22 protein-coding genes are annotated in these 24,451 nt (G+C 56.6%); 15 read left to right on the top strand and 7 right to left on the bottom strand.

What is annotated here, in order from left to right:
* Positions 1–75: 75 nt before the first annotated feature.
* The 4 genes from AC27FC_RS18935 (at position 76) to rluF (ending at position 3,340) form a co-directional block, all read left to right on the top strand.
* Complete coding sequence (locus AC27FC_RS18935; RefSeq protein WP_039264168.1) at positions 76–1,707, top strand: Na/Pi cotransporter family protein; 1,632 nt, start codon at positions 76–78, stop codon at positions 1,705–1,707.
* Between the two features lie 95 nt (positions 1,708–1,802).
* Positions 1,803–2,096, top strand: coding sequence for a type II toxin-antitoxin system CcdA family antitoxin (locus tag AC27FC_RS18930; RefSeq protein ID WP_094935071.1), 294 nt, complete (start codon positions 1,803–1,805; stop codon positions 2,094–2,096).
* Complete coding sequence (locus AC27FC_RS18925) at positions 2,096–2,413, top strand: CcdB family protein (protein ID WP_048977782.1); 318 nt, start codon at positions 2,096–2,098, stop codon at positions 2,411–2,413. Before AC27FC_RS18930 ends, AC27FC_RS18925 begins: the two co-directional genes overlap by 1 nt.
* 54 nt (positions 2,414–2,467) lie before the next feature.
* Positions 2,468–3,340: a 23S rRNA pseudouridine(2604) synthase RluF gene (gene rluF / locus AC27FC_RS18920; protein WP_023309993.1), complete on the top strand. Its 873-nt coding sequence runs from the start codon at positions 2,468–2,470 to the stop codon at positions 3,338–3,340.
* Here the strand turns inward: rluF and AC27FC_RS18915 are convergent, their stop codons facing one another.
* The 3 genes from AC27FC_RS18915 to lysC all read right to left on the bottom strand — a co-directional run bounded on the left by AC27FC_RS18915 (position 3,341) and on the right by lysC (position 6,051).
* Complete coding sequence (locus AC27FC_RS18915) at positions 3,341–3,613, bottom strand: YjbD family protein (RefSeq protein ID WP_094935070.1); 273 nt, start codon at positions 3,611–3,613, stop codon at positions 3,341–3,343.
* 50 nt (positions 3,614–3,663) lie between these two features.
* Complete coding sequence (gene panS, locus AC27FC_RS18910; RefSeq protein WP_232960307.1) at positions 3,664–4,608, bottom strand: ketopantoate/pantoate/pantothenate transporter PanS; 945 nt, start codon at positions 4,606–4,608, stop codon at positions 3,664–3,666.
* 93 nt (positions 4,609–4,701) lie between these two features.
* Positions 4,702–6,051, bottom strand: coding sequence for a lysine-sensitive aspartokinase 3 (gene lysC, locus AC27FC_RS18905; RefSeq protein WP_023309996.1), 1,350 nt, complete (start codon positions 6,049–6,051; stop codon positions 4,702–4,704).
* A 374-nt stretch (positions 6,052–6,425) separates the two neighbouring features.
* Between lysC and pgi the strand changes: the two genes are divergently transcribed.
* The 6 genes from pgi to psiE all read left to right on the top strand — a co-directional run bounded on the left by pgi (position 6,426) and on the right by psiE (position 12,757).
* A complete protein-coding gene (pgi, locus tag AC27FC_RS18900; protein ID WP_048977787.1) occupies positions 6,426–8,075 on the top strand; it encodes a glucose-6-phosphate isomerase in 1,650 nt (549 codons plus the stop codon).
* 367 nt (positions 8,076–8,442) lie between these two features.
* The gene (yjbE, locus tag AC27FC_RS18895; protein ID WP_008503423.1) at positions 8,443–8,685 is read left to right on the top strand and encodes an exopolysaccharide production protein YjbE; all 243 of its coding nucleotides are present in this window, start codon (positions 8,443–8,445) and stop codon (positions 8,683–8,685) included.
* Positions 8,686–8,748: 63 nt separating this feature from the next.
* Positions 8,749–9,387 (top strand): YjbF family lipoprotein, encoded by a 639-nt coding sequence (locus AC27FC_RS18890; protein ID WP_143346389.1) that lies wholly within the window; start codon positions 8,749–8,751, stop codon positions 9,385–9,387.
* Complete coding sequence (locus AC27FC_RS18885; protein ID WP_198922243.1) at positions 9,384–10,121, top strand: capsule biosynthesis GfcC family protein; 738 nt, start codon at positions 9,384–9,386, stop codon at positions 10,119–10,121. The genes AC27FC_RS18890 and AC27FC_RS18885 overlap by 4 nt, the downstream gene beginning before the upstream one ends.
* On the top strand, positions 10,121–12,217 hold the full coding sequence (locus tag AC27FC_RS18880; RefSeq protein WP_196355171.1) for a YjbH domain-containing protein: 2,097 nt from the start codon (positions 10,121–10,123) through the stop codon (positions 12,215–12,217). Before AC27FC_RS18885 ends, AC27FC_RS18880 begins: the two co-directional genes overlap by 1 nt.
* Before the next feature lie 129 nt (positions 12,218–12,346).
* Complete coding sequence (gene psiE, locus AC27FC_RS18875) at positions 12,347–12,757, top strand: phosphate-starvation-inducible protein PsiE (RefSeq protein WP_021242727.1); 411 nt, start codon at positions 12,347–12,349, stop codon at positions 12,755–12,757.
* 98 nt (positions 12,758–12,855) lie between these two features.
* Here psiE and malG read toward each other — a convergent pair whose 3' ends face one another.
* The 3 genes from malG to malE form a co-directional block, all read right to left on the bottom strand.
* Positions 12,856–13,746 (bottom strand): maltose ABC transporter permease MalG, encoded by an 891-nt coding sequence (gene malG / locus AC27FC_RS18870; RefSeq protein WP_023310002.1) that lies wholly within the window; start codon positions 13,744–13,746, stop codon positions 12,856–12,858.
* Positions 13,747–13,760: 14 nt separating this feature from the next.
* Positions 13,761–15,305, bottom strand: a complete 1,545-nt coding sequence (gene malF / locus AC27FC_RS18865) for a maltose ABC transporter permease MalF (protein WP_232960303.1) — start codon at positions 15,303–15,305, stop codon at positions 13,761–13,763.
* A 125-nt stretch (positions 15,306–15,430) separates the two neighbouring features.
* Positions 15,431–16,621 (bottom strand): maltose/maltodextrin ABC transporter substrate-binding protein MalE, encoded by a 1,191-nt coding sequence (gene malE / locus AC27FC_RS18860; RefSeq protein ID WP_039264157.1) that lies wholly within the window; start codon positions 16,619–16,621, stop codon positions 15,431–15,433.
* Between the two features lie 370 nt (positions 16,622–16,991).
* Here malE and malK point away from each other — a divergent pair, with 370 nt between their 5' ends.
* The 5 genes from malK (at position 16,992) to ubiA (ending at position 22,136) form a co-directional block, all read left to right on the top strand.
* Complete coding sequence (gene malK, locus AC27FC_RS18855; protein ID WP_023310005.1) at positions 16,992–18,101, top strand: maltose/maltodextrin ABC transporter ATP-binding protein MalK; 1,110 nt, start codon at positions 16,992–16,994, stop codon at positions 18,099–18,101.
* 71 nt (positions 18,102–18,172) lie between these two features.
* Positions 18,173–19,510: a maltoporin gene (locus AC27FC_RS18850; protein WP_087823762.1), complete on the top strand. Its 1,338-nt coding sequence runs from the start codon at positions 18,173–18,175 to the stop codon at positions 19,508–19,510.
* A gap of 112 nt (positions 19,511–19,622) precedes the next feature.
* Positions 19,623–20,576, top strand: a complete 954-nt coding sequence (gene malM, locus AC27FC_RS18845; RefSeq protein WP_196355173.1) for a maltose operon protein MalM — start codon at positions 19,623–19,625, stop codon at positions 20,574–20,576.
* Between the two features lie 180 nt (positions 20,577–20,756).
* A complete protein-coding gene (ubiC, locus tag AC27FC_RS18840; protein ID WP_023334136.1) occupies positions 20,757–21,254 on the top strand; it encodes a chorismate lyase in 498 nt (165 codons plus the stop codon).
* A gap of 12 nt (positions 21,255–21,266) precedes the next feature.
* Positions 21,267–22,136 carry a 4-hydroxybenzoate octaprenyltransferase gene (ubiA, locus tag AC27FC_RS18835; RefSeq protein ID WP_032662636.1) on the top strand — a complete coding sequence of 290 codons (870 nt, stop codon included), beginning with the start codon at positions 21,267–21,269 and terminating at the stop codon, positions 22,134–22,136.
* 85 nt (positions 22,137–22,221) lie between these two features.
* Here ubiA and zntA read toward each other — a convergent pair whose 3' ends face one another.
* Positions 22,222–24,393 (bottom strand): Zn(II)/Cd(II)/Pb(II) translocating P-type ATPase ZntA, encoded by a 2,172-nt coding sequence (zntA, locus tag AC27FC_RS18830; RefSeq protein WP_196355174.1) that lies wholly within the window; start codon positions 24,391–24,393, stop codon positions 22,222–22,224.
* Positions 24,394–24,451: the final 58 nt, after the last annotated feature.

Genomic DNA, 24,451 nt, shown 5'->3' with positions numbered 1-24,451 from the left:
CCTGTCTCTTTCTTACGTTTAAACCCTTATACTGAACCTATGGAAAACGAATAACGATAAGGAGGAAAACCTTCCGTGCTGACCCTGTTACACCTGCTCTCTGCAGTCGCCCTGCTCGTATGGGGCACCCATATCGTCCGTACCGGCGTGATGCGCGTATTTGGCGCGCGCTTGCGTACCGTTCTCAGCAGCAGCGTTGAGAAGAAGCCGCTCGCCTTCTGCGCGGGCATTGGCGTAACGGCACTGGTGCAGAGCAGTAACGCCACGACCCTGCTTGTCACCTCCTTTGTGGCGCAGGATCTGGTGGCGCTGGCCCCGGCGCTGGTGATTGTGCTGGGTGCGGATGTAGGTACCGCGCTGATGGCGCGTGTTCTGACCTTCGATCTCTCCTGGCTGTCGCCGCTGCTGATTTTTCTCGGCGTCATCTTCTTCCTCGGCCGCAAACAGACGCGCGCCGGGCAGCTCGGGCGCGTAGGAATTGGCCTCGGGCTGATCCTGCTGGCGCTGGAGCTGATTGTGCAGGCGGTCACGCCAATCACCGAGGCCAATGGCGTTCAGGTCATCTTCGCCTCCCTGACCGGGGACATCATGCTGGACGCGCTCATTGGCGCGGTGTTTGCTATCGTCAGCTACTCCAGCCTGGCGGCGGTCCTGCTGACGGCCACGCTTACCGCCGCAGGGGCGATCTCTTTCCCGGTAGCGCTGTGTCTGGTGATCGGGGCTAACCTCGGCTCCGGCCTGCTGGCGATGCTTAACAACAGCGCGGCCAATGCCGCCGCCCGCCGCGTGGCGCTGGGCAGCCTGCTGTTTAAGCTGGTGGGCAGCCTGATTATCCTGCCCTTTATCCACCCGCTGGCGAACCTGATGGACAATCTCCCGCTGCCGAAGGCGGAGCTGGTGATCTACTTCCACGTCTTCTACAACCTGGTGCGCTGCCTGGCGATGGTGCCGTTTGCCGCGCCGATGGCCCGCTTCTGCGAACGCCTCATTCAGGACGAACCGGAGCTGGATGCGCGCCTGAAGCCGAAGCACCTGGATACGTCCGCGCTGGATACCCCGGCGCTGGCGCTGGCGAATGCCGCGCGCGAGACGCTGCGCATGGGCGACGCAATGGAAACCATGCTCGAAGGCCTGCAAAAGGTGATGCACGGCGAGCCGCGTGAAGAGAAAGAACTGCGCAGACTGGCGGACGATATCAACGTGCTCTATACCGCCATTAAGCTTTACCTGGCGCGTATGCCGCAGGACGAGCTGGCGGAAGAGGAGTCCCGCCGCTGGGCGGAAATCATCGAGATGTCGCTTAACCTTGAGCAGGCCTCGGATATCGTGGAGCGTATGGGCAGCGAGATCGCCGACAAATCCCTTGCCGCGCGTCGTGCGTTTTCAGGTGAAGGCCTGAAGGAGCTGGAAGCGCTGCACGAACAGCTGGTCAGCAACCTCAAGCTGGCGATGCTGGTCTTCTTCTCCAGCGACGTGCCGAGCGCGCGCCGCCTGCGCCGCAACAAACATCGTTTCCGCATTCTGAACCGCCGCTATTCGCACGCCCACGTTGAGCGTCTGCACCAGCAGAACGTGCAGAGTATCGAGACCAGCTCCCTGCATCTGGGGCTGCTGGGGGATATGAAGCGTCTCAACTCGTTGTTCTGCGCGGTGGCGTACAGCGTGATGGAACAGCCGGATGAAGACGACGAGCGGGATGAGTATTAATCTCTGAAAGCGCCTCGCAAAATCGTTTTGCGGGGCGTGACACTTTATAAAGCGCCATTTACTCTTCAGACCTTACATTTTGAAGGGAATAGAAAATGCTCGTTTATTACGCTACACTTCGCCAATTCATGCGCATTCCGATGGGGGTTTTCATGCGCGCTACTCAAGGCATCAAAAAATCAGTCAATGTGTCGTTAGCACCAGAAATCCTTGAAGAGGCGCGTCGGCTTAAACTTAATCTCTCTGCTGTACTCACGGCTGCGCTGCAGGAGCAGTTTCGAGCGCATCAGCGCGCAGAGTGGTTAGCAGAAAATAAAGCTGCTATCGAGGCCATTAACCAGTGGGTTGATGAAAACGGCTCCTTTAGTGATTCTCAGAGATCGTTCTGATGGAGCAATATTTTGCTTATGAGAATGAAGGTAAGGGGAAAACTGCCTATCCCTGGCTAATCAATATGCAGCATCCCGTGGCCAATGTGATGAAGCATGTCCTGGTCGCCCCAGCAGTTGAGCTTAGCCACCTGGGAGGCATTCAGCCGCCTGCGAAAGTGTGCCCTGTCGTTGAGATAGCGGGTAAGCCCTGCGTGGTTATGATGCACATGATGGCTGGCATATCGCCAAAAGAGTTAGGTGAGCGTGTTGCCGATCTTACACAAAACCGGTCTTCATTGCGGGATGCACTCGATTTTTTGATCAACGGTTACTAACACTTTTTTGTCAGCCGCAAGGTAAGGTATATTTCGCCCTTCACAGGAGAAACTATGCTGCCAACTCAATCAACCCGATTAAACAAATACATTAGCGAGAGCGGGATCTGCTCACGTCGCGAGGCTGACCGTTACATTGAACAAGGTAACGTGTTTCTTAACGGCAAACGCGCCACCATCGGCGACCAGGTGGTCCCTGGCGATGTGGTTAAAGTGAATGGTCAGGTCATCGAACCGCGTGATGCTGAAGACCTGGTGTTTATCGCGTTGAACAAACCGGTTGGGATTGTCAGCACCACGGAAGACGGTGAGCGGGACAACATCGTTGATTTCGTGAACCACAGCAGCCGTATCTTCCCGATTGGCCGTCTGGATAAAGACTCTCAGGGGCTGATTTTCCTCACCAACCACGGCGATCTGGTCAACAAAATTCTGCGTGCCGGTAACGACCACGAGAAAGAGTACATTGTGACGGTGAATAAGCCGGTCACGGACGAATTTATTCGCGGCATGGGCGCGGGCGTGCCGATCCTCGGTACCGTCACGAAAAAGTGTAAGGTGAAGAAAGAAGCGCCGTTCGCGTTCCGCATTACGCTGGTGCAGGGCTTAAACCGCCAGATCCGCCGTATGTGCGAGCACTTCGGTTATGAAGTGACGAAGCTGGAACGCACGCGCATCATGAACGTCAGCCTGTCCGGTATCCCGCTGGGCGAGTGGCGCGATTTAACGGATGACGAGCTGATTGAACTCTTCAAGCTTATCGAGAATTCCTCGTCCGAAGCGAAGCCGAAGGCCAAAGCCAAACCGAAAACCCAGGCGATTAAGCGCCCGGTGGTGAAGGCGCCGCAGGCGGAAGATAAGGGGCGAGGCAAGCCGGGGAATGGAAAACGCTTTACCCAGCCGGGGCGCAAAAAGAAAGGGCGCTGATTAGCGCCTTCCACGGGTAGACGTTGTGGCCGACCAGGAAAAGGTCGCCTCTGCATCGGGTTTATAAGCCTGCTCTTTTTTCAGCTTGCGGGCTTTTTTCGCCGCGGCGTCACGCTGCGCCATCAGCTTATCGATGTACTCTTTTTTCACCTGATTGGTTTCGGCGTTCGTCAGCGTGCGGCCATGTGCGATACGGGCGCGGTCGAGAAGCGTTTTCAGTTCGCGCAGCTCGGCTTCCGTCATGTCTTTCTGGGTCAAACGTGGTGTAGCCATTGCTGAAGCCTCCTGATAGAGAGGCTTCAGTGTAAAGCAAGCCGCGTAAATTAACCCTGCTTCACCGCATCTTTTTTCGTTTGTTCATCAATCGGTTTGCCGGACCAGTAGCCCGCCAGCAGCGAGCCGGAGAGGTTATGCCAGACGGAGAACAGCGCGCCAGGCAGGGCCGCCAGCGGGGAGAAGTAAATTTTACCGAGCGCCGCCGCCAGGCCGGAGTTCTGCATGCCTACCTCGATTGCCAGCGTGCGGCAGGTCGATTCGTCAAAACCGAACAGCTTCCCGCCCCAGTAGCCGCCCAGCAGGCCAATAGTGTTATGCAGCACCACGGCGATGATTACCACAAAGCCCACGGAGGCAATGTGCGATGCGGAACCCGCCACCACGGCGCTGATGATTGCCAGAATGCAGACCATCGAAAACGCGGGCAGGTACGGCTCAACGGCCTTCACCACGCGCGGGAAAAGATGGTGAATGACCAGCCCCAGCGCAATCGGGATCACCACAATCTGCAGAATGCTGAGCAGCATGCCCATCACGTCCACCTGAATATGCGCGTCCACGTACAGGCGGGTTAACAGCGGCGTGGCAATCACGCCAACCAGCGTTGAAACGGAGGAGATGGTGACGGAGAGCGCCACGTCGCCTTTTGCCAGGTAGATCATGACGTTGGACGCCGTGCCGCTGGCCACGCTGCCCACCAGCACCATCCCGGCGGAGAGATCGGGCGGCATCTTAAAGGCCATCGCCAGCAGCCACGCCGCAAGCGGCATCACGAGGTAGTGCAGGAAGATCCCTGCGGCGACGGGCGCAGGGCGAGACAGCACGCGTTTAAAGTCGTCGACTTTCAGATGCACGCCCATACCGAACATGATCAGCATCAGCAGCGTGGCGACCCACGGACCAATGCCCGTGAACGTGGCGGGGGTGTAATACGCGAGTACGGAGAGCAGCAGCGCCCATAACGGGAACAACCGTGTGATGACGGATAACATAGTGAATTCCTTGCAGTATTGTCGTGTTGTTTAGTTATGAAAAAGCCGGGTCTGTGCCCGGCTTATAGGTATTGTTTATCGTGCTAACGAATTTTATTCAAACAAATTCTGATGAAGTTTCTGCACGACCTGCTCGGCCTGATCGGCAGGCACCAGGAAGCAGAGGTTGTAGCTGGATGCGCCGTAGCAGATCATGCGGATGCTGAACGGGTCGAGCACGCCGAACACCTCTTTACCCACGCCGCAGGCGCGCGACAGCTTGTTGCCGATGATGGCAACCAGCGCCAGGTCTTCTTCTACTTCCACGCGGCACAGCTCAGACAGCTCAATCAGCAGCGACTGCGTCAGCAGCGTGTCGCCGGTGGAGGTCGAGCCGGTGGTGTCCAGCGTTAGCGCAATGCTCACTTCAGAGGTGGTGATCAGATCCACCGAAATATTGTGGCGCGCCAGAATGCCAAACACTTCCGCCAGGAAACCGCGTGAATGCAGCATATTGTGGCTGTGGAGCGTCACCAGCGTCTGGCGACGGCGCAGGGCCAGGGCGCGGAACAGAGGTGGGTTTTCCGTTTTCTTGCAGACCAGCGTCCCGCCCGCTTTCGGATCTTTGCTGGAGCCGACGAAGACCGGAATATCGCTGCGTACGGCCGGCAGCAGCGTTGCCGGGTGCAGCACTTTCGCACCGAAGGTGGCCATTTCAGCCGCTTCTTCAAAGGCGATCACATCAATACGTTTAGCCGCAGAAACGACGCGCGGGTCGGTGGTGTAAATGCCCGGAACGTCCGTCCAGATATCCACGCGCGTTGCATGCAGGGCTTCGCCCAGCAGCGCGGCGGTGTAGTCGCTGCCGCCGCGGCCAAGCGTGGTGGTGCGGCCTTTCGCTTCACTGCCGATAAAGCCCTGGGTAATCACGATACCGTCTGCCAGGCGTGGTGCCAGCTGCTGATTGGTCAGCTCCGCCAGCGCCTCAACGTCCGGCTCGGCGCGGCCAAAGCGATCGCTGGTACGCATCACTTTACGCACGTCAAACCACTGCGCCTGAACGTTACGCTCGCGCATGATTTCAACAAACAGCAGGGTAGACATCAGCTCGCCGTGGCTGACCAGTTCGTCGGTCAGGGCGGTGGAGGTAGCCAGAGACGCCGCTTCTGCCAGAGTGGTGATATTTTCCAGCAGACGTTCCACTTCCTCGCGGATGACGTTTGGGTTCTGCAGACGTTCAAGGATGTCGAACTGAATTTTGCGCAGTGCATCCAGCTTCACGAAACGTTCTGTCGCTTCCAGTCCTTCAGACAGAGAAACCAGCAGGTTCGTCACGCCGGCGGAGGCAGACAGCACCACCAGGCGGGTATTCGGATCGGCCAGCACCACATCGGCGCTGCGGTTCATGGCATCGTAATCGGCCACACTGGTGCCGCCAAATTTGGCGACCACAAAACTCGTCATAACAACCTCGTGTCAGGGAATGAATAAGCGACCTTGGCACAAGAGTGAAACGAAAACAGGTGCAGGCGCAAAATACGGCCCTATAAATAAAATGCGGGGGAGGTCCTGTCAATGCTGGGATTATGCGGATTTTTTATGGGGGGGTACCCCTGAGAAACAGGACTTATAACAGGGCCATATTTTATGCTCCATTTTAGCCTGTTTTGGGCGACATTTCGCCGCCCCGGGAGGGCGCTTCAGCAGCTATACTTTTCGGGTCTTTTCACCTGTGTTTGATGCAGGCCAGGGCAATGGCATAAAAACCATCACAATTTTTATTTGCAGGCGCTACAATCGACCGCAGTCACAATTCTCAAATCAGAAGAGTATTGCTAATGAAAAACATCAACCCAACGCAGACCGCTGCCTGGCAGGCACTCCAGAAACATTTTGATGAAATGAAAGACGTCACCATCGCGGATCTGTTCGCGAAGGATGCCGATCGTTTCTCTAAGTTCTCCGCGACCTTCGACGACCTGATGCTGGTGGATTTCTCCAAAAACCGCATTACCGAAGAGACGCTGGCAAAACTGCAGGATCTGGCGAAAGAAACCGAGCTTGCCGACGCCATCAAATCCATGTTCTCCGGTGAGAAAATTAACCGTACCGAAGACCGTGCCGTGCTTCACGTGGCCCTGCGTAACCGTAGCAATACGCCAATCATCGTTGACGGCAAAGACGTCATGCCGGAAGTGAACGCGGTGCTGGAAAAGATGAAAACCTTCTCCGAAGCGATCATCTCCGGTAGCTGGAAAGGCTACACCGGCAAAGCGATCACCGACGTGGTGAACATCGGTATCGGCGGTTCTGACCTCGGCCCGTTCATGGTGACCGAAGCGCTGCGCCCGTATAAAAACCACCTCAATATGCACTTTGTGTCTAACGTCGATGGTACCCACATCGCCGAAGTGCTGAAGAACGTGAACCCGGAAACCACCCTGTTCCTGGTTGCGTCCAAAACCTTCACCACTCAGGAAACCATGACCAATGCCCACAGCGCGCGCGACTGGTTCCTGAAAACCGCAGGCGACAACAAGCACGTGGCGAAACACTTCGCGGCGCTGTCTACCAACGGTAAAGCGGTCAGCGAGTTCGGCATTGATACCGCGAACATGTTCGAGTTCTGGGACTGGGTCGGCGGCCGCTACTCCCTGTGGTCTGCGATCGGTCTGTCCATCATCCTGTCCGTGGGCTTCGACAACTTCGTCGAGCTGCTCTCCGGCGCGCACGCGATGGACAAACACTTCTCCACCACCGCACCAGAGAAAAACCTGCCGGTGCTGCTGGCGCTGATCGGTATCTGGTACAACAACTTCTTCGGCGCTGAAACCGAAGCGATTCTGCCATACGACCAGTACATGCACCGCTTTGCTGCTTACTTCCAGCAGGGCAACATGGAATCCAACGGTAAGTACGTTGACCGTAACGGCAACGCGGTGGATTACCAGACTGGCCCAATCATCTGGGGCGAGCCGGGCACCAACGGCCAGCATGCTTTCTACCAGCTGATCCACCAGGGCACCAAAATGGTACCGTGCGATTTCATCGCCCCGGCTATCACCCATAACCCGCTGTCCGACCACCATCCGAAGCTGCTGTCGAACTTCTTTGCGCAGACCGAAGCGCTGGCGTTCGGTAAATCCCGCGAAGTGGTTGAACAAGAATACCGTGACCAGGGTAAAGATCCGGCAACCCTGGACCACGTTGTGCCGTTCAAAGTGTTCGAAGGCAACCGCCCAACCAACTCCATCCTGCTGCGCGAAATCACGCCGTTCAGCCTGGGCGCGCTGATTGCCCTGTACGAGCACAAGATCTTCACGCAGGGCGCCATCCTGAACATCTTCACCTTTGACCAGTGGGGCGTTGAGCTGGGCAAACAGCTGGCAAACCGTATTCTGCCAGAGCTGGGTGACGATAAAGCAATTGCCAGCCATGACAGCTCGACAAATGGTTTGATCAACCGTTATAAAGCCTGGCGTGCGTAATTAAAACGTCATGAAAACGTGCCGGCTTAATGCCGGCATTTTTTTATCGGATAATTCCTGATGTCTGTTAGTTAACTCAAATTCTGAATCTGAGTTTAATCCGAAAAAGACGCTTAACCCGTTAATTGCTGCGGTTTATTTTAAGAAAATACGTAGTGGTTAATTAATATGGATATATTATAACTTATTGATTTTTATCTATTATATATTTATGTTATTTGCCTTTCATTTCCATTTTAACCATTAGTCCGAAAACTCCATCCCTATTTCGCCTTACGGCAAACCCACGGCAGTAGTTGTGTATACTCGATTCCGCCTGAAATTCTTTTCGGGCAAATCTCCATTCATTCATTGAAGGGAAATTGTTATGAAGAAAGTACTGTATGGCATTTTTGCCATATCTGCGCTTGCGGCGACATCTGTCTATGCAGCTCCGGTTCAGGTCGGGGAAGCGGCAGGTTCGGCTGCGACGTCTGCGTCTGCGGGAAGTTCTACCGCAGCCAGCGCCAGCACCGTAAGTTCAGCCGTGGGTGTCGCGCTGGCGGCAACCGGTGGCGGTGATGGCTCCAATACCGGAACCACGACCACCACGACAACCAGCACCCAGTAATAGCGGGTGTTTTAATCATAACCACACTTCGGTGTGGTTATTTCGCCCCTTCGGAGAAGAGTCGTGAAGCGACCTGCAATCATTCTGATTTGCCTGCTGCTGCAGGCGTGCTCGGCCACTACCAAAGGGCTGGGAAACTCACTGTGGGAAAGCATGTTCGGCACACCGGGCGTGCATTTGACCGATGACGAACTTCAAAACATGCCCTATGCCAGTCAGTACATGCAGCTTAATGATGGCCCGCAGCTGTTTGTGGTGCTCGCTTTCGATGAAAACGGGCAGCAGAAATGGGTGACGCAGGATCAGGCCACCATCGTGACGCAGCATGGTCGTATCGTGAAAACCCTGTTGGGCGGCGACAACCTGCTGGAGGTGAATAACATCGCTGCCGATCCGCTGATCAAGCCGAACCAGATCGCCGACGGCGCAAGCTGGACGCGCACGATGGGCTGGACCGAACATAAGCAGGTGCGTTACGCCACGGCACGCTCGACCTTCCGCTGGGACGGCACGGACAGCGTGAAAGTCGGCAGCGACGAAACGCAGGTTCGCGTGCTGGATGAAGAAATCACCACCGACCAGGCCACCTGGCACAACCGCTTCTGGATCGACGAGGAAGGGCAGATCCGCCAGTCCCTGCAGTATCTTGGTGCCGGATTCTTCCCGGTGAAAACCACCCTGATCAAGGCGGCGAAATCATGAAAACGCTCATCCACGTTGCGCTTCTCGCCAGCCTTGCCGCACCGCTGGCATGGTCCGCAGGGACGGTGAAGGTCTACACGCCGGACAGTGAAAAACCCAAAACCTTAACCCACGCTGAGCATCTGCTCGATCTCGTCGGACAGCCAAGGCTCGCCAACAGCTGGTGGCCGGGGGCAGTGATCGCTGAACGGCAGAAGACCGCTGAAGCGGAACAACAGCACAAGGCGCTCCTTGCCAGGCTGACGGGATTAGCGGAGCAGGAAGATGGCGACGACGCGGCGGCGATTAACAGCGTTCGCCAGCAGCTGCAGGCGCTGAAGGTGACGGGCCGTCAGAACGTGAACCTTGATCCCGACGAAGTGCGCGTCACGGAAAAGGGCAACCCCACGCTTGAAGGGGAATATACGCTCTGGCTGCCGGTGAAGCCGACGACGGTGACCGTGATGGGGCTAATCAGCAGCCCGGGTAAAAAGCCCTTTACGCCCGGTCGTGACGTGGCGAGCTACCTCGACGAGCAGAACCTGCTGAGCGGTGCCGATAACAGCTACGCCTGGGTGGTTTACCCTGACGGGCACACACAAAAAGCCCCCGTCGCTTACTGGAATAAACGGCATATCGAACCTATGCCGGGCAGCATCATTTTTGTCGGTTTTGCCGACCATTTCTGGACGAAGGCGTATGACGGGCTTAACGCCGATATCCTTCACTCCCTGATTCAGCGGATACCGGAATAATGAAAAGAACCTATCTCTACAGCATGCTGGCGCTCTGCGTGAGTGCCGCCTGCCATGCAGAAACGTATCCGGCACCCATTGGCCCGTCTCAGTCAGACTTCGGCGGCGTCGGTTTACTGCAAACGCCCACCGCGCGTATGGCGCGCGAAGGCGAAATTAGCCTTAACTACCGTGATAACGACCAGTATCGCTACTACTCCGCCTCGGTGCAGCTGTTCCCGTGGCTTGAAACCACGCTGCGCTATACCGACGTGCGTACGAAACAATACAGCAGCGTAGAGGCGTTCTCCGGCGATCAGACTTACAAAGATAAAGCCTTCGACGTCAAGCTGCGCCTGTGGGAAGAGAGCTACTGGATGCCGCAGGTGTCCGTGGGCGCCAAAGATATCGGTGGTACCGGTCTGTTTGATGCGGAATACATCGTGGCCAGTAAAGCCTGGGGGCCGTTCGACTTCTCGCTCGGTCTGGGATGGGGCTATCTCGGCACCAGCGGAAACGTGAAAAACCCGTTTTGCTCCTACAGCGATAAATACTGCTACCGCGATAACAGCTATAAGAAAGCGGGCTCCATCAACGGAGACCAGATGTTCCACGGTCCGGCATCGCTGTTTGGCGGCGTGGAGTATCAAACGCCCTGGCAGCCATTACGCCTGAAGCTGGAATATGAGGGGAATGACTACTCGCAGGACTTCGCCGGAAAGATTGAGCAGAAGAGCAAGTTTAACGTCGGCGCCATTTATCGCGTCACCGACTGGGCCGACGTTAACCTCAGCTACGAGCGCGGCAATACGGTGATGTTTGGCTTCACGCTGCGCACCAACTTTAACGACATGCGGCCGCACTACAATGATAACGCGCGCCCTGCATACCAGCCGGAGCCGCAGGATGCGATTCTGCAGCACTCCGTGGTGGCAAACCAGCTGACGCTGCTGAAATACAATGCCGGCCTGGCGGATCCGAAAATTCAGGTGAAAGGCGATACGCTGTACGTGACCGGCGAGCAGGTGAAATACCGCGACTCGCGCGAAGGGATCGAACGCGCTAACCGGATCGTTATGAACGATCTGCCGGAAGGGATCCGCACGATCCGCGTGACGGAGAACCGTCTCAACCTGCCGCAGGTCACAACCGAAACGGACGTTGCCAGCCTCAAGCGCCATCTGGAAGGCGAGCCGCTCGGGCATGAAACCGAGCTGGTGCAAAAACGCGTAGAGCCGATCGTGCCGGAAACCACCGAGCAGGGCTGGTATATCGACAAATCGCGCTTCGATTTCCATATCGATCCGGTGCTGAACCAGTCCGTGGGCGGGCCTGAAAACTTCTACATGTATCAGCTGGGCGTCATGGCGACGGCGGATCTGTGGCTCACCGACCACCTGCTGACCACCGGCAGCCTGTTCGGCAACATCGCCAATAACTACGACAAGTTCAACTACACCAACCCGCCAAAAGACTCGGCGCTGCCGCGCGTGCGTACCCGCGTGCGTGAGTACGTACAAAACGATGCCTACGTGAATAACCTGCAGGCCAACTACTTCCAGTACTTCGGCAACGGCTTATACGGCCAGGTGTACGGCGGGTATCTGGAAACCATGTACGGCGGCGCGGGGGCGGAAGTGCTTTATCGTCCTGTCGACAGTAACTGGGCGTTCGGGGTGGATGCCAACTACGTCAAACAGCGTGACTGGCGCAGCGCGCAGGACATGATGAAATTCACCGACTACAGCGTCAAAACGGGCCATCTGACCGCCTACTGGACGCCGTCGTTCGCCCCTGACGTGCTGGTGAAAGCCAGCGTCGGCCAGTACCTGGCGGGCGATAAGGGCGGTACGCTGGACATCTCTAAACACTTCGACAGCGGCGTCGTGGTGGGTGGCTACGCCACTATCACCAACGTTTCGCCGGACGAGTACGGGGAAGGGGACTTCACCAAAGGGGTCTACGTGTCGATTCCGCTGGATCTGTTCTCGTCAGGCCCAACCCGCAGCCGTGCGGCAGTGGGCTGGACGCCGCTGACGCGTGACGGGGGTCAGCAGCTTGGACGTAAGTTCCAGCTGTATGACATGACGAGCGATAAGAACATTAACTTCCGCTGATGCCCCTCACCCTCTCCCCTAAGGGGAGAGGGGAATCCTCTCCATTGCGTCAAACATAAACAAAAAATATAGATCCCCGTCACATTTTTGCGTTATACAGGAACCTCGCCCTGGAGAATGAGGTGCTGTATGACATCCCTGACTCGCCCGCGCGTTGAGTTTATCTCAACAGTCCTCCAGACCGTGCTGAACCTCGGTCTGTTGAGCCTTGGCCTGATACTGGTCGTCTTTTTGGGTAAAGAGACGGTGCATCTTGCGGATGTACTGTTCGCCCCTGAACAAACCAGCAAATATGCGCTGGTGGAAGGCCTGGTGGTCTACTTTCTCTACTTTGAATTTATCGCCCTGATTGTGAAGTACTTTCAGTCCGGCTTTCACTTCCCGCTGCGTTATTTTGTCTACATTGGGATCACTGCGATAGTGCGGCTGATCATCGTCGATCATAAGTCCCCGCTCGACGTGCTGATCTACTCGGCGGCGATCCTGCTGCTGGTGATCACCCTCTGGCTGTGCAACTCGAAGCGGCTGAAACGCGAATAAAAAAAATGGCGCTCCGAAGAGCGCCTAACAACAGTCACAAGTTGGGTCAATACAATACGTCTAAAGTTGAGGGTTGCAGTGGCATAACAAAATGAAACTTAACCTTTCACACCGCCCGCCGTCAGGCCGTTGACCAGCCAGCGCTGCGCCAGCAGGAACACCACGGTAATCGGGATGGCGGAAAGTACGGCCGCCGCGGCAAAGTCGCCCCACAGGTAGTTTTGCGGGTTGAGGTATTGCTGCATACCTACGGCCAGGGTGTAGCTGTTCACATCACGCAGTAACAGTGAGGCAACCGGTACTTCGGTGATCGCAGCGATAAACGACAGGATAAACACTACCGCCAGAATCGGCACCGACAGCGGCAGCAGCACCAGGCGGAACGCCTGCCACGGGGTTGCGCCATCCAGCGCGGCCGCTTCTTCCAGCGAGCCGTCGATAGTTTCGAAATAGCCTTTGATGGTCCACACATGCAGTGCGATACCGCCAAGATAGGCGAAGATCACGCCGCCGTGGGTGTTCAGGCCGATAAACGGTACGTACTGGCCCAGACGGTCAAACAGGGCATACAACGCCACCAGCGACAGTACGGCCGGGAACATCTGGAAAATCAGCATCCCTTTCAGCAGCGTCGCTTTGCCCGGGAAACGCATGCGGGCGAAGGCATAAGCACAGGTGGTGGAAAGCGCCACGATACCAATGGCGGTAATGCCTGCGATTTTCACCGAGTTCCACAGCCACAGCAGGACCGGGAACGGCGGCGGCGTGACGCGGCCATCCGCGTGTTCCACGCTGAAGCCCAGCGCGAGCTTCCAGTGCTCCCAGGAGATTTCGTCCGGGATCAGGCTCCCCGTCGCGAAGTTACCCGAACGCAGGGAGATGGCGATAACCATCAGCAGCGGGAACATGATCGCCGCGATGAAAATCAGCAGGCCTAAGTGCGTCGCCAGGAGGCGCAACTTCTGAGATTTGGGTTGTACCATTGCCATGATTGATGCCCTCCTTAATCAAATTTCATACGTGTGGCTTTCAGGTTCACAATCGCCAGAGCGCCTACCAGCAGGAAGATCAGGGTGGCAATCGCTGCCGCCAGACCGAAGTCCTGGCCGCCGCCGCCTTCGAAGGCGATACGGTAGGTGTAGCTCACGAGCAGGTCGGTATAGCCTGCTGGCGTCGTGGTGCCAAGGCGGTCCGGGCCGCCGTTGGTCAACAGCTGAATCAGCACGAAGTTGTTAAAGTTAAAGGCGAAGCTGGCAATCATCAGCGGCGTCAGCGGCTTAATGAGCAGCGGCAGCGTAATTTTAAAGAAGTTCTGGAATGGGCCCGCGCCGTCCATCGCCGAGGCTTCGTACAGATCGTCCGGGATAGCCTTCAGCAGGCCCATGCACAGGATCATCATGTACGGATAACCGAGCCAGGTGTTCACGATGATAATCATCGAGCGAGCGGTGGTCGGGTCGCTGAACCAGGCCGGTTTGATGCCGAACAGGGCGCTCAGCATCATGTTGATTTCACCGAAGCTCTGGTTAAACAGCCCTTTGAAAATCAGAATCGAGATAAACGACGGTACGGCATACGGCAGGATCAGCAGCACGCGGTAAATCGCTTTGCCTTTCAGGGATTCCCACTGGACCAGACAGGCCAGCACCATGCCCACAGCCACGGTCAGGATCACCGTCAGCACCGAGAAGACCACCGTCCAGACGAAGATGGCGAAGAACGGTTTCTGAATGCCTTCATCGGTAAACACGCGGGTAAAGTTGTCCCAGCCGATGGTGACGGTATAGCCCGGGCTGAGCTTGTCATCACCCCATTTGCCGTCGGCAGTAATGGACTGATAGAAACCAATGTCGTTATTCGGACGATATTTCACGCCGCTCTGGTTGTTGGTCAGCGTGCCGTCGTCCGCCAGGGTATACAGCGGCTGCGTGCCGGAGAACTGGCGCAGCGAGCTCATGGTCACCTTGCTGTCGTCTGGCAGCACGGCGGTGAGCTGGGTCAGCGCCTGACGATTCTGCGTAATGACGCGCAGGTTGGCACGTTCACCTTCCGGCAGGGCCTGTGCCTCTTTTAAGGCCAGCTTCTGCTCGCCGCCAAATTTGAACGCGTCGGAGACATAGTATTTGCTGCTTGCTTCGTCAGTAAGCGCTAACTTCCACTCGTTACCGGCAGGATACAGGCCGAAGTTAAAGGTCTTGCCTGCCTGATATGAGCGATCCAGCAGGACCTGCTGCGCGCGTTCCTGCGCAAGCTGGTTGGTGCTGCTGTAGTTGGTAAACGCAATGGCGATGGTACAAATCAGCGGGAACAGGACAAACAGCCCCATCCCGGCCACGCCCGGATAAACATAGCGCCAGGCATAGGCTTTACGATTAGCGAAAATATACAGGCCAGCAGAGCTTAAAATCAGCGTCATGATGGCAAACAGATATTCCCCTTGTACGTACATTAAAACAACAAGGTAACCCACCAGCAGGCACAGCAGACCGATCGCTGACCACTTCAGCGCGTCGCTTTGCCACCAGCGTTTCTTTTTAATGACATCCATGGGGTTTTTCCTCTACAACGTTTGATCTTTTCTCCCTCTCCTGGAGGAGAGGGCCGGGGTGAGGGCGTGCGGATAGCGCCAACCCTTACCCTAACCCTCTCCCGAAGGGAGAGGGGACTACGTCATTACTTAGTAATACGACCCTGAGCATCTTTCAGCGCGGCATCGACAGTCTGACGACCGCTTGCAGCGTTGATGACCGCGGTACGCGTGGCGTACCAGAACGCAGCCATCTGTGGGATGTTCGGCATGATTTCGCCTTTCTGGGCGTTATCCATGGTGGCCGCGATACGTGGATCTTTCGCCAGCTGATCCTGGAAGGATTTCAGCGCGACGGCGCCCAGCGGTTTGTCCTTGTTCACTTCATCCAGACCCTGATCGGTCAGCAGGTAGTTTTCCAGGAACTCTTTCGCCAGCTCTTTGTTCGGGCTGGCGGCGTTGATGCCCGCGCTCAGCACGCCAACGAACGGTTTAGACGGCTTGCCTTTGAAGGTTGGCAACAGCGTCACGCCGTAGTTGACTTTGCTCTTGTCGATGTTGGTCCAGGCCCACGGACCGTTGATGGTCATCGCGGTTTCGCCTTTGTTGAACGCCGCTTCCGCGATGGAGTAGTCAGTATCCGCGTTCATGTGTTTGTTCTTGATCAGATCAACCAGGAAGGTCAGACCCGCTTTCGCGCCCGCGTTGTCCACGCCCACGTCTTTCACGTCATATTTGCCGTTTTCAAACTTGAACGCGTAACCGCCGTCGGCAGCAATCAGCGGCCAGGTGAAGTACGGCTCTTGCAGGTTGAACATCAGCGCGGATTTACCTTTCGCCTTCAGCTCTTTATCCAGTTTCGGGATCTCTTCCCAGGTTTTCGGTGGGTTTGGTACCAGGTCTTTGTTGTAAATCAGAGACAGGGCTTCAACCGCGATAGGGTAAGCGATCAGCTTGCCGTTATAGCGAACGGCATCCCAGGTGAACGGGAACAGTTTGTCCTGGAAGGCTTTATCTGGCGTCACTTCTGCCAGCAGGCCAGACTGCGCGTAACCCCCGAAACGGTCATGCGCCCAGAAGATGATGTCCGGGCCGTCGCCGGTTGCTGCAACCTGCGGGAACTTCTCTTCCAGCTTGTCAGGGTGTTCTACGGTAACTTTGATGCCGGTATCTTTTTCGAATTTTTTGCCCACTTCGGCCAGGCCGTTATAGCCCTTGTCGCCGTTAATCCAGATAACCAGTTTGCCTTCTTCAATTTTGGCGAGCGCCGGTGCGGAAATCATCATTGCTGCGAGGGCGGACAATGCGAAAACGCGTGCGCCAGTCTTGATATTCATAGCTGCCATCCTTTTTGGTGATGTCTCATGGTATGACTTCAGTGGTTCAACGTGTCTCAGTCTCCTTATTTGACATCCTCTTTCCATCCTCCCAACCCCTACGCCCCACCCCCCGTTTGTGTGATCTCCGTTGCATAAATTTAAGTTATGAGTGCTGGCGCACATAAAAACCCACCGAATTTTGCAGGCGGCTTCACGAATTTTGCCTCAGCCCGCCCATGGCGGTCGCAGAGCCTGCTCCCTCATCCTCCCGCCTCCTCCCCCATAAAAAAGGCGGGGGGTGGAGGATTCGGGAAAGTAATGGATACCCCATAGTGAACTTATCTTGAATGTTTCTGTCGGTGACAGGTTGTAACGAAGGGAGAAGGGCATGGCGAGCGTACAGCTGCGTAATGTAACGAAAGCCTGGGGTGACGTTGTGGTGTCGAAAGACATCAATCTGGACATCAACGAAGGCGAATTCGTGGTGTTTGTTGGCCCATCAGGCTGTGGTAAATCTACTCTGCTGCGTATGATTGCCGGTCTTGAAACGATTACCAGCGGCGACCTGCTGATTGGTGATACCCGAATGAACGACATCCCGCCTGCCGAACGTGGCGTCGGTATGGTGTTCCAGTCTTATGCACTCTATCCACACCTTTCCGTTGCCGAAAATATGTCCTTTGGCCTGAAGCTGGCCGGCGCGAAGAAAGAGGTCATTAACCAGCGCGTGACGCAGGTGGCGGAAGTGTTACAGCTGGCCCACCTGCTGGAGCGTAAACCAAAAGCGCTTTCCGGTGGTCAGCGTCAGCGTGTGGCGATTGGCCGTACGCTGGTGGCCGAACCGCGCGTGTTCCTGCTCGATGAACCTCTTTCTAACCTGGATGCCGCCCTGCGCGTCCAGATGCGTATTGAAATCTCCCGTCTGCACAAGCGTCTTGGCCGCACGATGATTTACGTCACCCACGATCAGGTGGAAGCGATGACCCTCGCCGACAAAATCGTGGTGCTGGATGCCGGCCGCGTGGCGCAGGTGGGTAAACCGCTGGAGCTGTACCACTACCCGGCAGACCGCTTTGTTGCGGGCTTCATTGGCTCGCCAAAGATGAACTTCCTGCCCGTCAAAGTGACCGCGACAGCCATTGAACAGGTACAGGTGGAGCTGCCAAACCGCCAGCAGGTCTGGCTGCCGGTCGACAGCGCCAACGTACAGGTCGGGGCAAACATGTCCCTCGGTATTCGTCCTGAGCACCTGCTGCCGAGCCACATCGCTGATGTGACCCTGGAAGGTGACGTTCAGGTCGTCGAACAGCTTGGTCACGAAACACAGATTCATATCCAGATCCCCGCCATCCGTCAGAACCTGGTCTACCGCCAGAACGACGTGGTGTTGGTAGAAGAGGGTGCCACATTCGCTATCGGCTTGCCGCCAGAGCGTTGCCATCTGTTCCGTGAGGATGGCACTGCATGTCGTCGGTTGCACAAAGAGCCAGGCGTTTAAGCAATCCCAAAAGAAGACACGAAACCGACAGGTGAAGTGTTCAAAGAAAAGCAATGATCTCAGGAGATAGAATGATGATTACTCTGCGCAAACTTCCTCTGGCAGTTGCCGTCGCAGCGGGCGTAATGTCTGCTCAGGCAATGGCCGTGGATTTCCATGGTTATGCTCGTTCCGGTATCGGCTGGACGGGTAGTGGCGGCGAACAACAGTGCTTCCAGGCAACCGGTGCTCAAAGTAAATACCGTCTGGGTAACGAATGTGAAACCTATGCGGAACTGAAACTGGGCCAGGAAGTGTGGAAAGAGGGCGATAAGAGCTTCTACTTCGACACCAACGTCGCGTATTCCGTGGCGCAACAGAACGACTGGGAGGCCACTGACCCGGCGTTCCGTGAAGCCAACGTGCAGGGTAAAAACCTGATTGAGTGGCTGCCAGGTTCGACTATCTGGGCCGGTAAGCGCTTCTATCAGCGTCATGACGTCCACATGATCGACTTCTACTACTGGGATATTTCAGGTCCTGGTGCAGGTCTGGAAAACATCGACGTAGGTTTTGGTAAGCTCTCTCTGGCTGCAACCCGTTCTTCTGAAGCCGGCGGTTCTTCATCCTTCGCCAGCAACAGCGTTTATGACTACACCACTCGCACGGCGAACGATGTCTTTGACGTGCGTTTAGCCCAGATGGAAGTTAACCCGGGCGGTACCCTGGAGCTGGGGGCTGATTACGGCCGTGCAAACCCACGTGATGATTATCACCTGATCGACGGCGCATCTAAAGATGGCTGGATGTTCACCGCTGAACACACGCAGAGCATGCTGAAAGGCTACAACAAATTCGTTCTGCAATATGCAACTGACTCTATGACCTCTCAGGGTAAAGGTCTGTCGCAAGGTTCGAACATTGGCACCACTGACGATATCAACTACGGCATCAACAACAACGGGCACCTGTGGCGCGTACTTGACCACGGTGCTATCTCCCTGGGCGATAGCTGGGATCTGATGTACGTCGGTATGTACCAGGATATCAACTGGGATAACAACAACGGTACTAAATGGTGGACCGTAGGCGTTCGTCCTATGTACAAATGGACGCCTATCATGAGCACTCTGCTTGAAGTGGGCTACGACAACGTCAAATCTCAGGAAACTGGCGAAACCAACAACCAGTATAAAATCACCCTGGCACAACAGTGGCAGGCTGGCGACAGCATCTGGTCACGTCCAGCAATCCGCGTCTTCGCCACCTATGCCAAGTGGGATGAGAAATGGGGTTATGCGCCTTCAGGTAAAAACTCCGTTGCGGGTTACACCCCAGGCATGGCCTATAGCGATACCACTGCGAAAAGCTTCAGCCGCGGCGACAACGATGAGTGGTCCTTCGGCGCCCAGATGGAAATCTGGTGGTAATCCCGTCTTAACCTGACGTAATGACCAAACTGAGGGGCGCAAGCCCCTCAATCCTTGGGACGGCGCGCTATTGCCTGGCTACCGCTGACCTGTGCATTTTGAGGTGATAACAATGAAAATGAACAAAACTCTCCTTGCCCTTTGTTTAACCGCAGGGCTGCTGGCAAGCGCGCCTGCTGTAACGCTCGCTAACGTCAATTTCGTTCCGCAAAACACAACATCCGCGCCAGCCATTCCGACAGCGGCATTGCAACAGCTTGTCTGGACCCCTGTCGATCAGTCTAAAACCCAGACCACCCAGCTCTCAACGGCTGGTCAGTCACTTAATGTTCCGGGTATTACCGGCCCTGTCGCTGCGTATAGCGTACCCGCCAATATTGGTGAACTGGCCATTACCTTGACCAGTGAAGTTAATAAGCAGACGAGTGTATTTGCACCAAACGTGTTAATTCTCGATCAGAACATGACGCCATCTGCCTTTTTCCCAAGTGAATACTTTACGTATCAGGAGCCCGGCGTGATGAGCGCCGACCGTCTGGAAGGCGTCATGCGCCTTACGCCAGCGCTGGGCCAGCAAAAACTCTACGTCCTGGTCTTTACCACTGAGCAAGATCTTCAGAAGACCACCACGTTGCTCGATCCGGCTAAAGCCTACGCAAAAGGTACCGGTAACACGATTCCTGATATTCCAGACCCGATTGCTCGTCACGTCACCGACGGAACGTTAAAGCTGAAGGTGAAAACGAACAGCGGTTCAAGCGTGCTGGTCGGCCCGCTGTTTGGCTCTTCCGGTTCCGGCCCTGTCACTGTAGGTAACACAGCTGCTCCTGCCTATACCGCGCCAGCTGCCACGGCAGCCGCACCGGTAGCGACCGCAGCGCCTGCCCCGGCGAAGAAAGCCGAGCCGGTACTAAACGACACCGAAGAGTACTTCAACAACGCCATTAAGCAGGCGGTGAAGCGCGGCGATGTCGATAAGGCGCTGAAACTGCTTGATGAAGCCGAACGTTTAGGTTCAACCACTGCCCGTTCCACCTTTATCAGCAGTGTAAAAGGCAAGGGGTAACCGTTTCCCCACAGTGCTGATTTGTTAGTAGTTTGGTGCGCCTGAGTGGGCGCACTTTTTTTCGTAGCCGCCAGGCTGTTGCGCCCATGTTGCGATCGTGATCGTTAAATAACGTTTGGCCCCCCTCAATCCGTGTTTCTGCGATACAATGCCATTACGTTATGTATCGGAGAGTCTGGCATGTCACACCCTGCGCTAACGCAACTGCGTGCGCTGCGCTATTTCGACCAAATACCTGCGCTTGATCCGCAGCAACTGGACTGGCTGTTGCTGGAAGATTCCATGACGAAACGTTTTGAGCAACAGGGTAAAACGGTCACGGTGACCCTGATTCAGGAAGGGTTTGTCTCTGGCGATGAGATCGCCAGCGAGCTGCCGCTGCTGCCGCAAGAGCCACGCTACTGGCTGCGCGAAATTTTACTCTGTGCTGATGGTGAGCCGTGGCTTGCCGGGCGGACGGTGGTCCCCGAGTCCACCCTTTCCGGGCCAGAGCTCGCGCTGCAACGTCTGGGGAAAACGCCTCTGGGGCGTTACCTTTTTACCTCGTCTGAGCTTACCCGGGATTTTATTGAGATTGGTCGTGATGCCGAACTCTGGGGGCGTCGTTCCCGCCTTCGCCTGAGCGGTAAACCGTTAATTCTGACGGAGCTTTTTTTACCGGCATCACCGTTGTACTAAGAGGAAGAAAAAATGGAGTGGAGCCTGACGCAGAATAAGCTGTTGGCGTATCACCGCTTAATGCGTACCGATAAACCCATTGGCGCGTTACTGCTGCTGTGGCCGACCCTGTGGGCGCTGTGGCTCGCCACGCCAGGCGTGCCGCCGCTGTGGATCCTGGCCGTGTTCGTTGCCGGCGTCTGGCTGATGCGCGCTGCGGGCTGCGTGGTGAATGACTATGCCGATCGTAAATTCGACGGTCATGTTAAGCGTACTGCCGGACGTCCGTTACCCAGCGGGCAGGTCACCGGGAAAGAAGCCCGCGTGCTGTTCATTGTTCTGGTGCTGCTCTCTTTCCTGCTGGTGTTAACCCTCAACACCATGACCATTCTGCTTTCCGTTGCGGCGCTGGCGTTGGCCTGGGTATATCCCTTTATGAAGCGCTATACCCACCTGCCTCAGGTGGTGCTGGGCGCGGCGTTTGGCTGGTCGATTCCGATGGCGTTTGCGGCGGTTAGTGAGTCCTTACCGCTCAGCTGCTGGCTGATGTTCCTGGCGAACATTCTCTGGGCCGTGGCGTATGACACGCAATACGCGATGGTAGACCGCGACGATGACCTGAAGATTGGCATTAAATCCACCGCCATCCTCTTTGGTCGTCAGGACAAGCTGATTATCGGTATCCTGCAGGTTGCGGTACTGGCGCTGATGGTTGCGATCGGTCGCCTGAACGGGCTGAACTGGGAGTTTTACTGGTCCGTGCTGGTGGCGGGACTGCTGTTTGCGTACCAGCAAAAGCTGATTGCGAAGCGTGAACGTGACGCCTGTTTTAAAGCGTTTATGAACAATAACTACGTTGGTCTGGTGCTTTTTTTAGGCCTGGCGATGAGCTATTTCTTATAAAAAAGTCGGGTGGCGGCTTCGCCTTACCCGACCTACGAGTTAGCAGGACATGTACCCGGTAAGCGTTAGCGCCACCGGGCTTTTTTTATCGGCGACGCAGCAGCCGGAGCGCGTTCGCCGTCACCAGCACCGTTGCCCCGGTATCCGCCAGCACCGCCAGCCACAGTCCGGTCATGCCGAGCAGGGTCGTCACGAGGAAAATTCCTTTCAGCCCGAGCGCAATGCCGATGTTCTGACGGATGTTGGCCCGCGTCGCGCGCGCCAGGCTAATCATCTGCGCCAGCCCGGTCAGGCGGTTGTGCGTCAATGCCGCGTCGGCCGTTTCCAGCGCCACGTCGGTGCCGCTGCCCATCGCAATACCGATGGTGGACGCTTTCATCGCCGGGGCATCGTTAATCCCGTCACCGACCATTGCCAGCGGCGCGCGAGCGTTCAGCTCCGTCACGGCGCTGACCTTATCCGCAGGCAACAGTCCGGCTTTAAACTCCAGCCCCAGCTCTCCGGCAATCGCTGCCGCCGCTCGAGGGTTATCACCGGTGAGAATAACGCCCTGCACGCCCAGCTTGTGCAGCGCCGCCACGGCTTCTTTTGCGTCATCGCGCAGGGTATCGCGCAGCGCCAGCATCCCTTTCGCGACGCCGTCCTGCATAACGGTCACGACGGTTTGTCCGGTCTGTTCTAACGCCTCAACCTCTGGACTGGAAGACTTGCCCGCCGCGACAATCAGCACCTTTTTACCGTCAACGATGGCCTCAATCCCTGACCCGACCAGCGCCCGCTGGGCGGTTGCCGGAGGGATGTCCAGCCCGCGCGACTGCGCTTCTCGCACAATCGCCTGCGCCAGCGGGTGAGTGGACCCCTGTTCAACGGCGGCGGCCAGTGTAAGCAGCTCATCTTCACTGACGTCCTGCGGATAGACACCGGTTACCTGCGGCTTACCCACGGTCAGCGTACCGGTTTTATCGAAGGCGATATGCTGAACCTGGCTCAGCTGCTCCAGCGCCGCGCCGCCCTTAATCAGCGCGCCGCGACGCGCCGCTGCCGCCAGACCTGAGGTAATCGCCGCCGGGGTGGAAATCACCAGCGCGCACGGGCAGCCAATCAGCAGCAGCGTCAGCCCTTTATAAATCCAGCCCTCCCACGGCGCGCCAAAGAACAGCGGCGGGACGACGGTGACCAGCAGGGCAACCAGCATGATGGCAGGGGTATAAATCCGGCTGAAGCGATCGATAAAGCGTTCGACCGGCGCGCGGCGCTCTTCGGCCTCTTCAATCAGCTTCAGGATACGGTCGATGGCGCTGTCGCCCGGCTCGGAAAGCACGGTGAGCTGCACCAGACGGTCGACGCTGGTGGCGCCAGCAGGTACTTTTTCACCCGCGGCACGCTCTACCGGAATGGATTCCCCGGTCAGGGCGCTTTCATCAAAGCTCGCGGTGGCGGTAAGCAGCGCGCCGTCGGCGGGCAGACGCCCCCCTGCGGCCACCTCAATCACGTCGCCCGGGCGCAGCGTATTGATGGCGACCGTTTCACGCGTGCCGTTTATCACGCGAGTGGCGGTTTCCGGCTTCAGCGCCATCAGCGCGCTGACCCCTTTACGCGCCCGGCTCGCCGCCCAGCCCTCAAGGCGTTCGCCGATTAAGAACAGCAGCAGCACCATCGCCGCTTCTGCCGTCGCGCCAATGAACAGTGCGCCGATTGCCGCCACGCTCATCAGCGTTTCGATGGCAAACCAGCTGCCGCTTTTCATCAGGCGAAGCGCCTGACGGGCAATCGGGAACAGCCCGACCAGCGTGGTGGCGATAAACGCCAGATTGCCGAACGGATGGTTAATCTGCTCCAGACCCCAGCTCAGGGCCATCATGATGATGAGGGTAATGAGCGGCAGGTTTTCTTTCAGGGAGGAGGCTTTTTCAACGGGCGCCGTTTCGCTGCGCAGGGTATAGCCCGCCTGGCTGACGGCGGCTTCAACCTGCTTGCTGACGTCGTTATCGGCGCTAACCAGCAGCTTTTCGGTGGCGAACAGCACCTGAACGTGATTCACACCCGGCACCTGCTTGACGGCGTTTTCCACCTTGCGGGCGCAGGCCGCGCAGTCCATGCCGTTGACGACCCAGCTGTAGCGGTTGCCGCTTTCAGGAAGGGGTTGAGCTTGCGTTTCGCACGCGCCTTCGCAGCAGCACTCGTCTTTCGACGGCACCGGGCTGAGTTTAAGTGCCGAGAATTGAGGAACTTTTTTAGGTGTTTCTGGAGTCGACATGGCAGTCTCCGGCAATGATAATTTTCTCATTAACCGCAGCATACACTCTGGAGTCGAC

The sequence above is a fragment of the Enterobacter sp. C3_dUdeg genome, from assembly GCF_057536195.1.
Note: the sequence above shows the minus strand (reverse complement) of the source record. Positions and strands in the feature narration are given on the sequence as shown.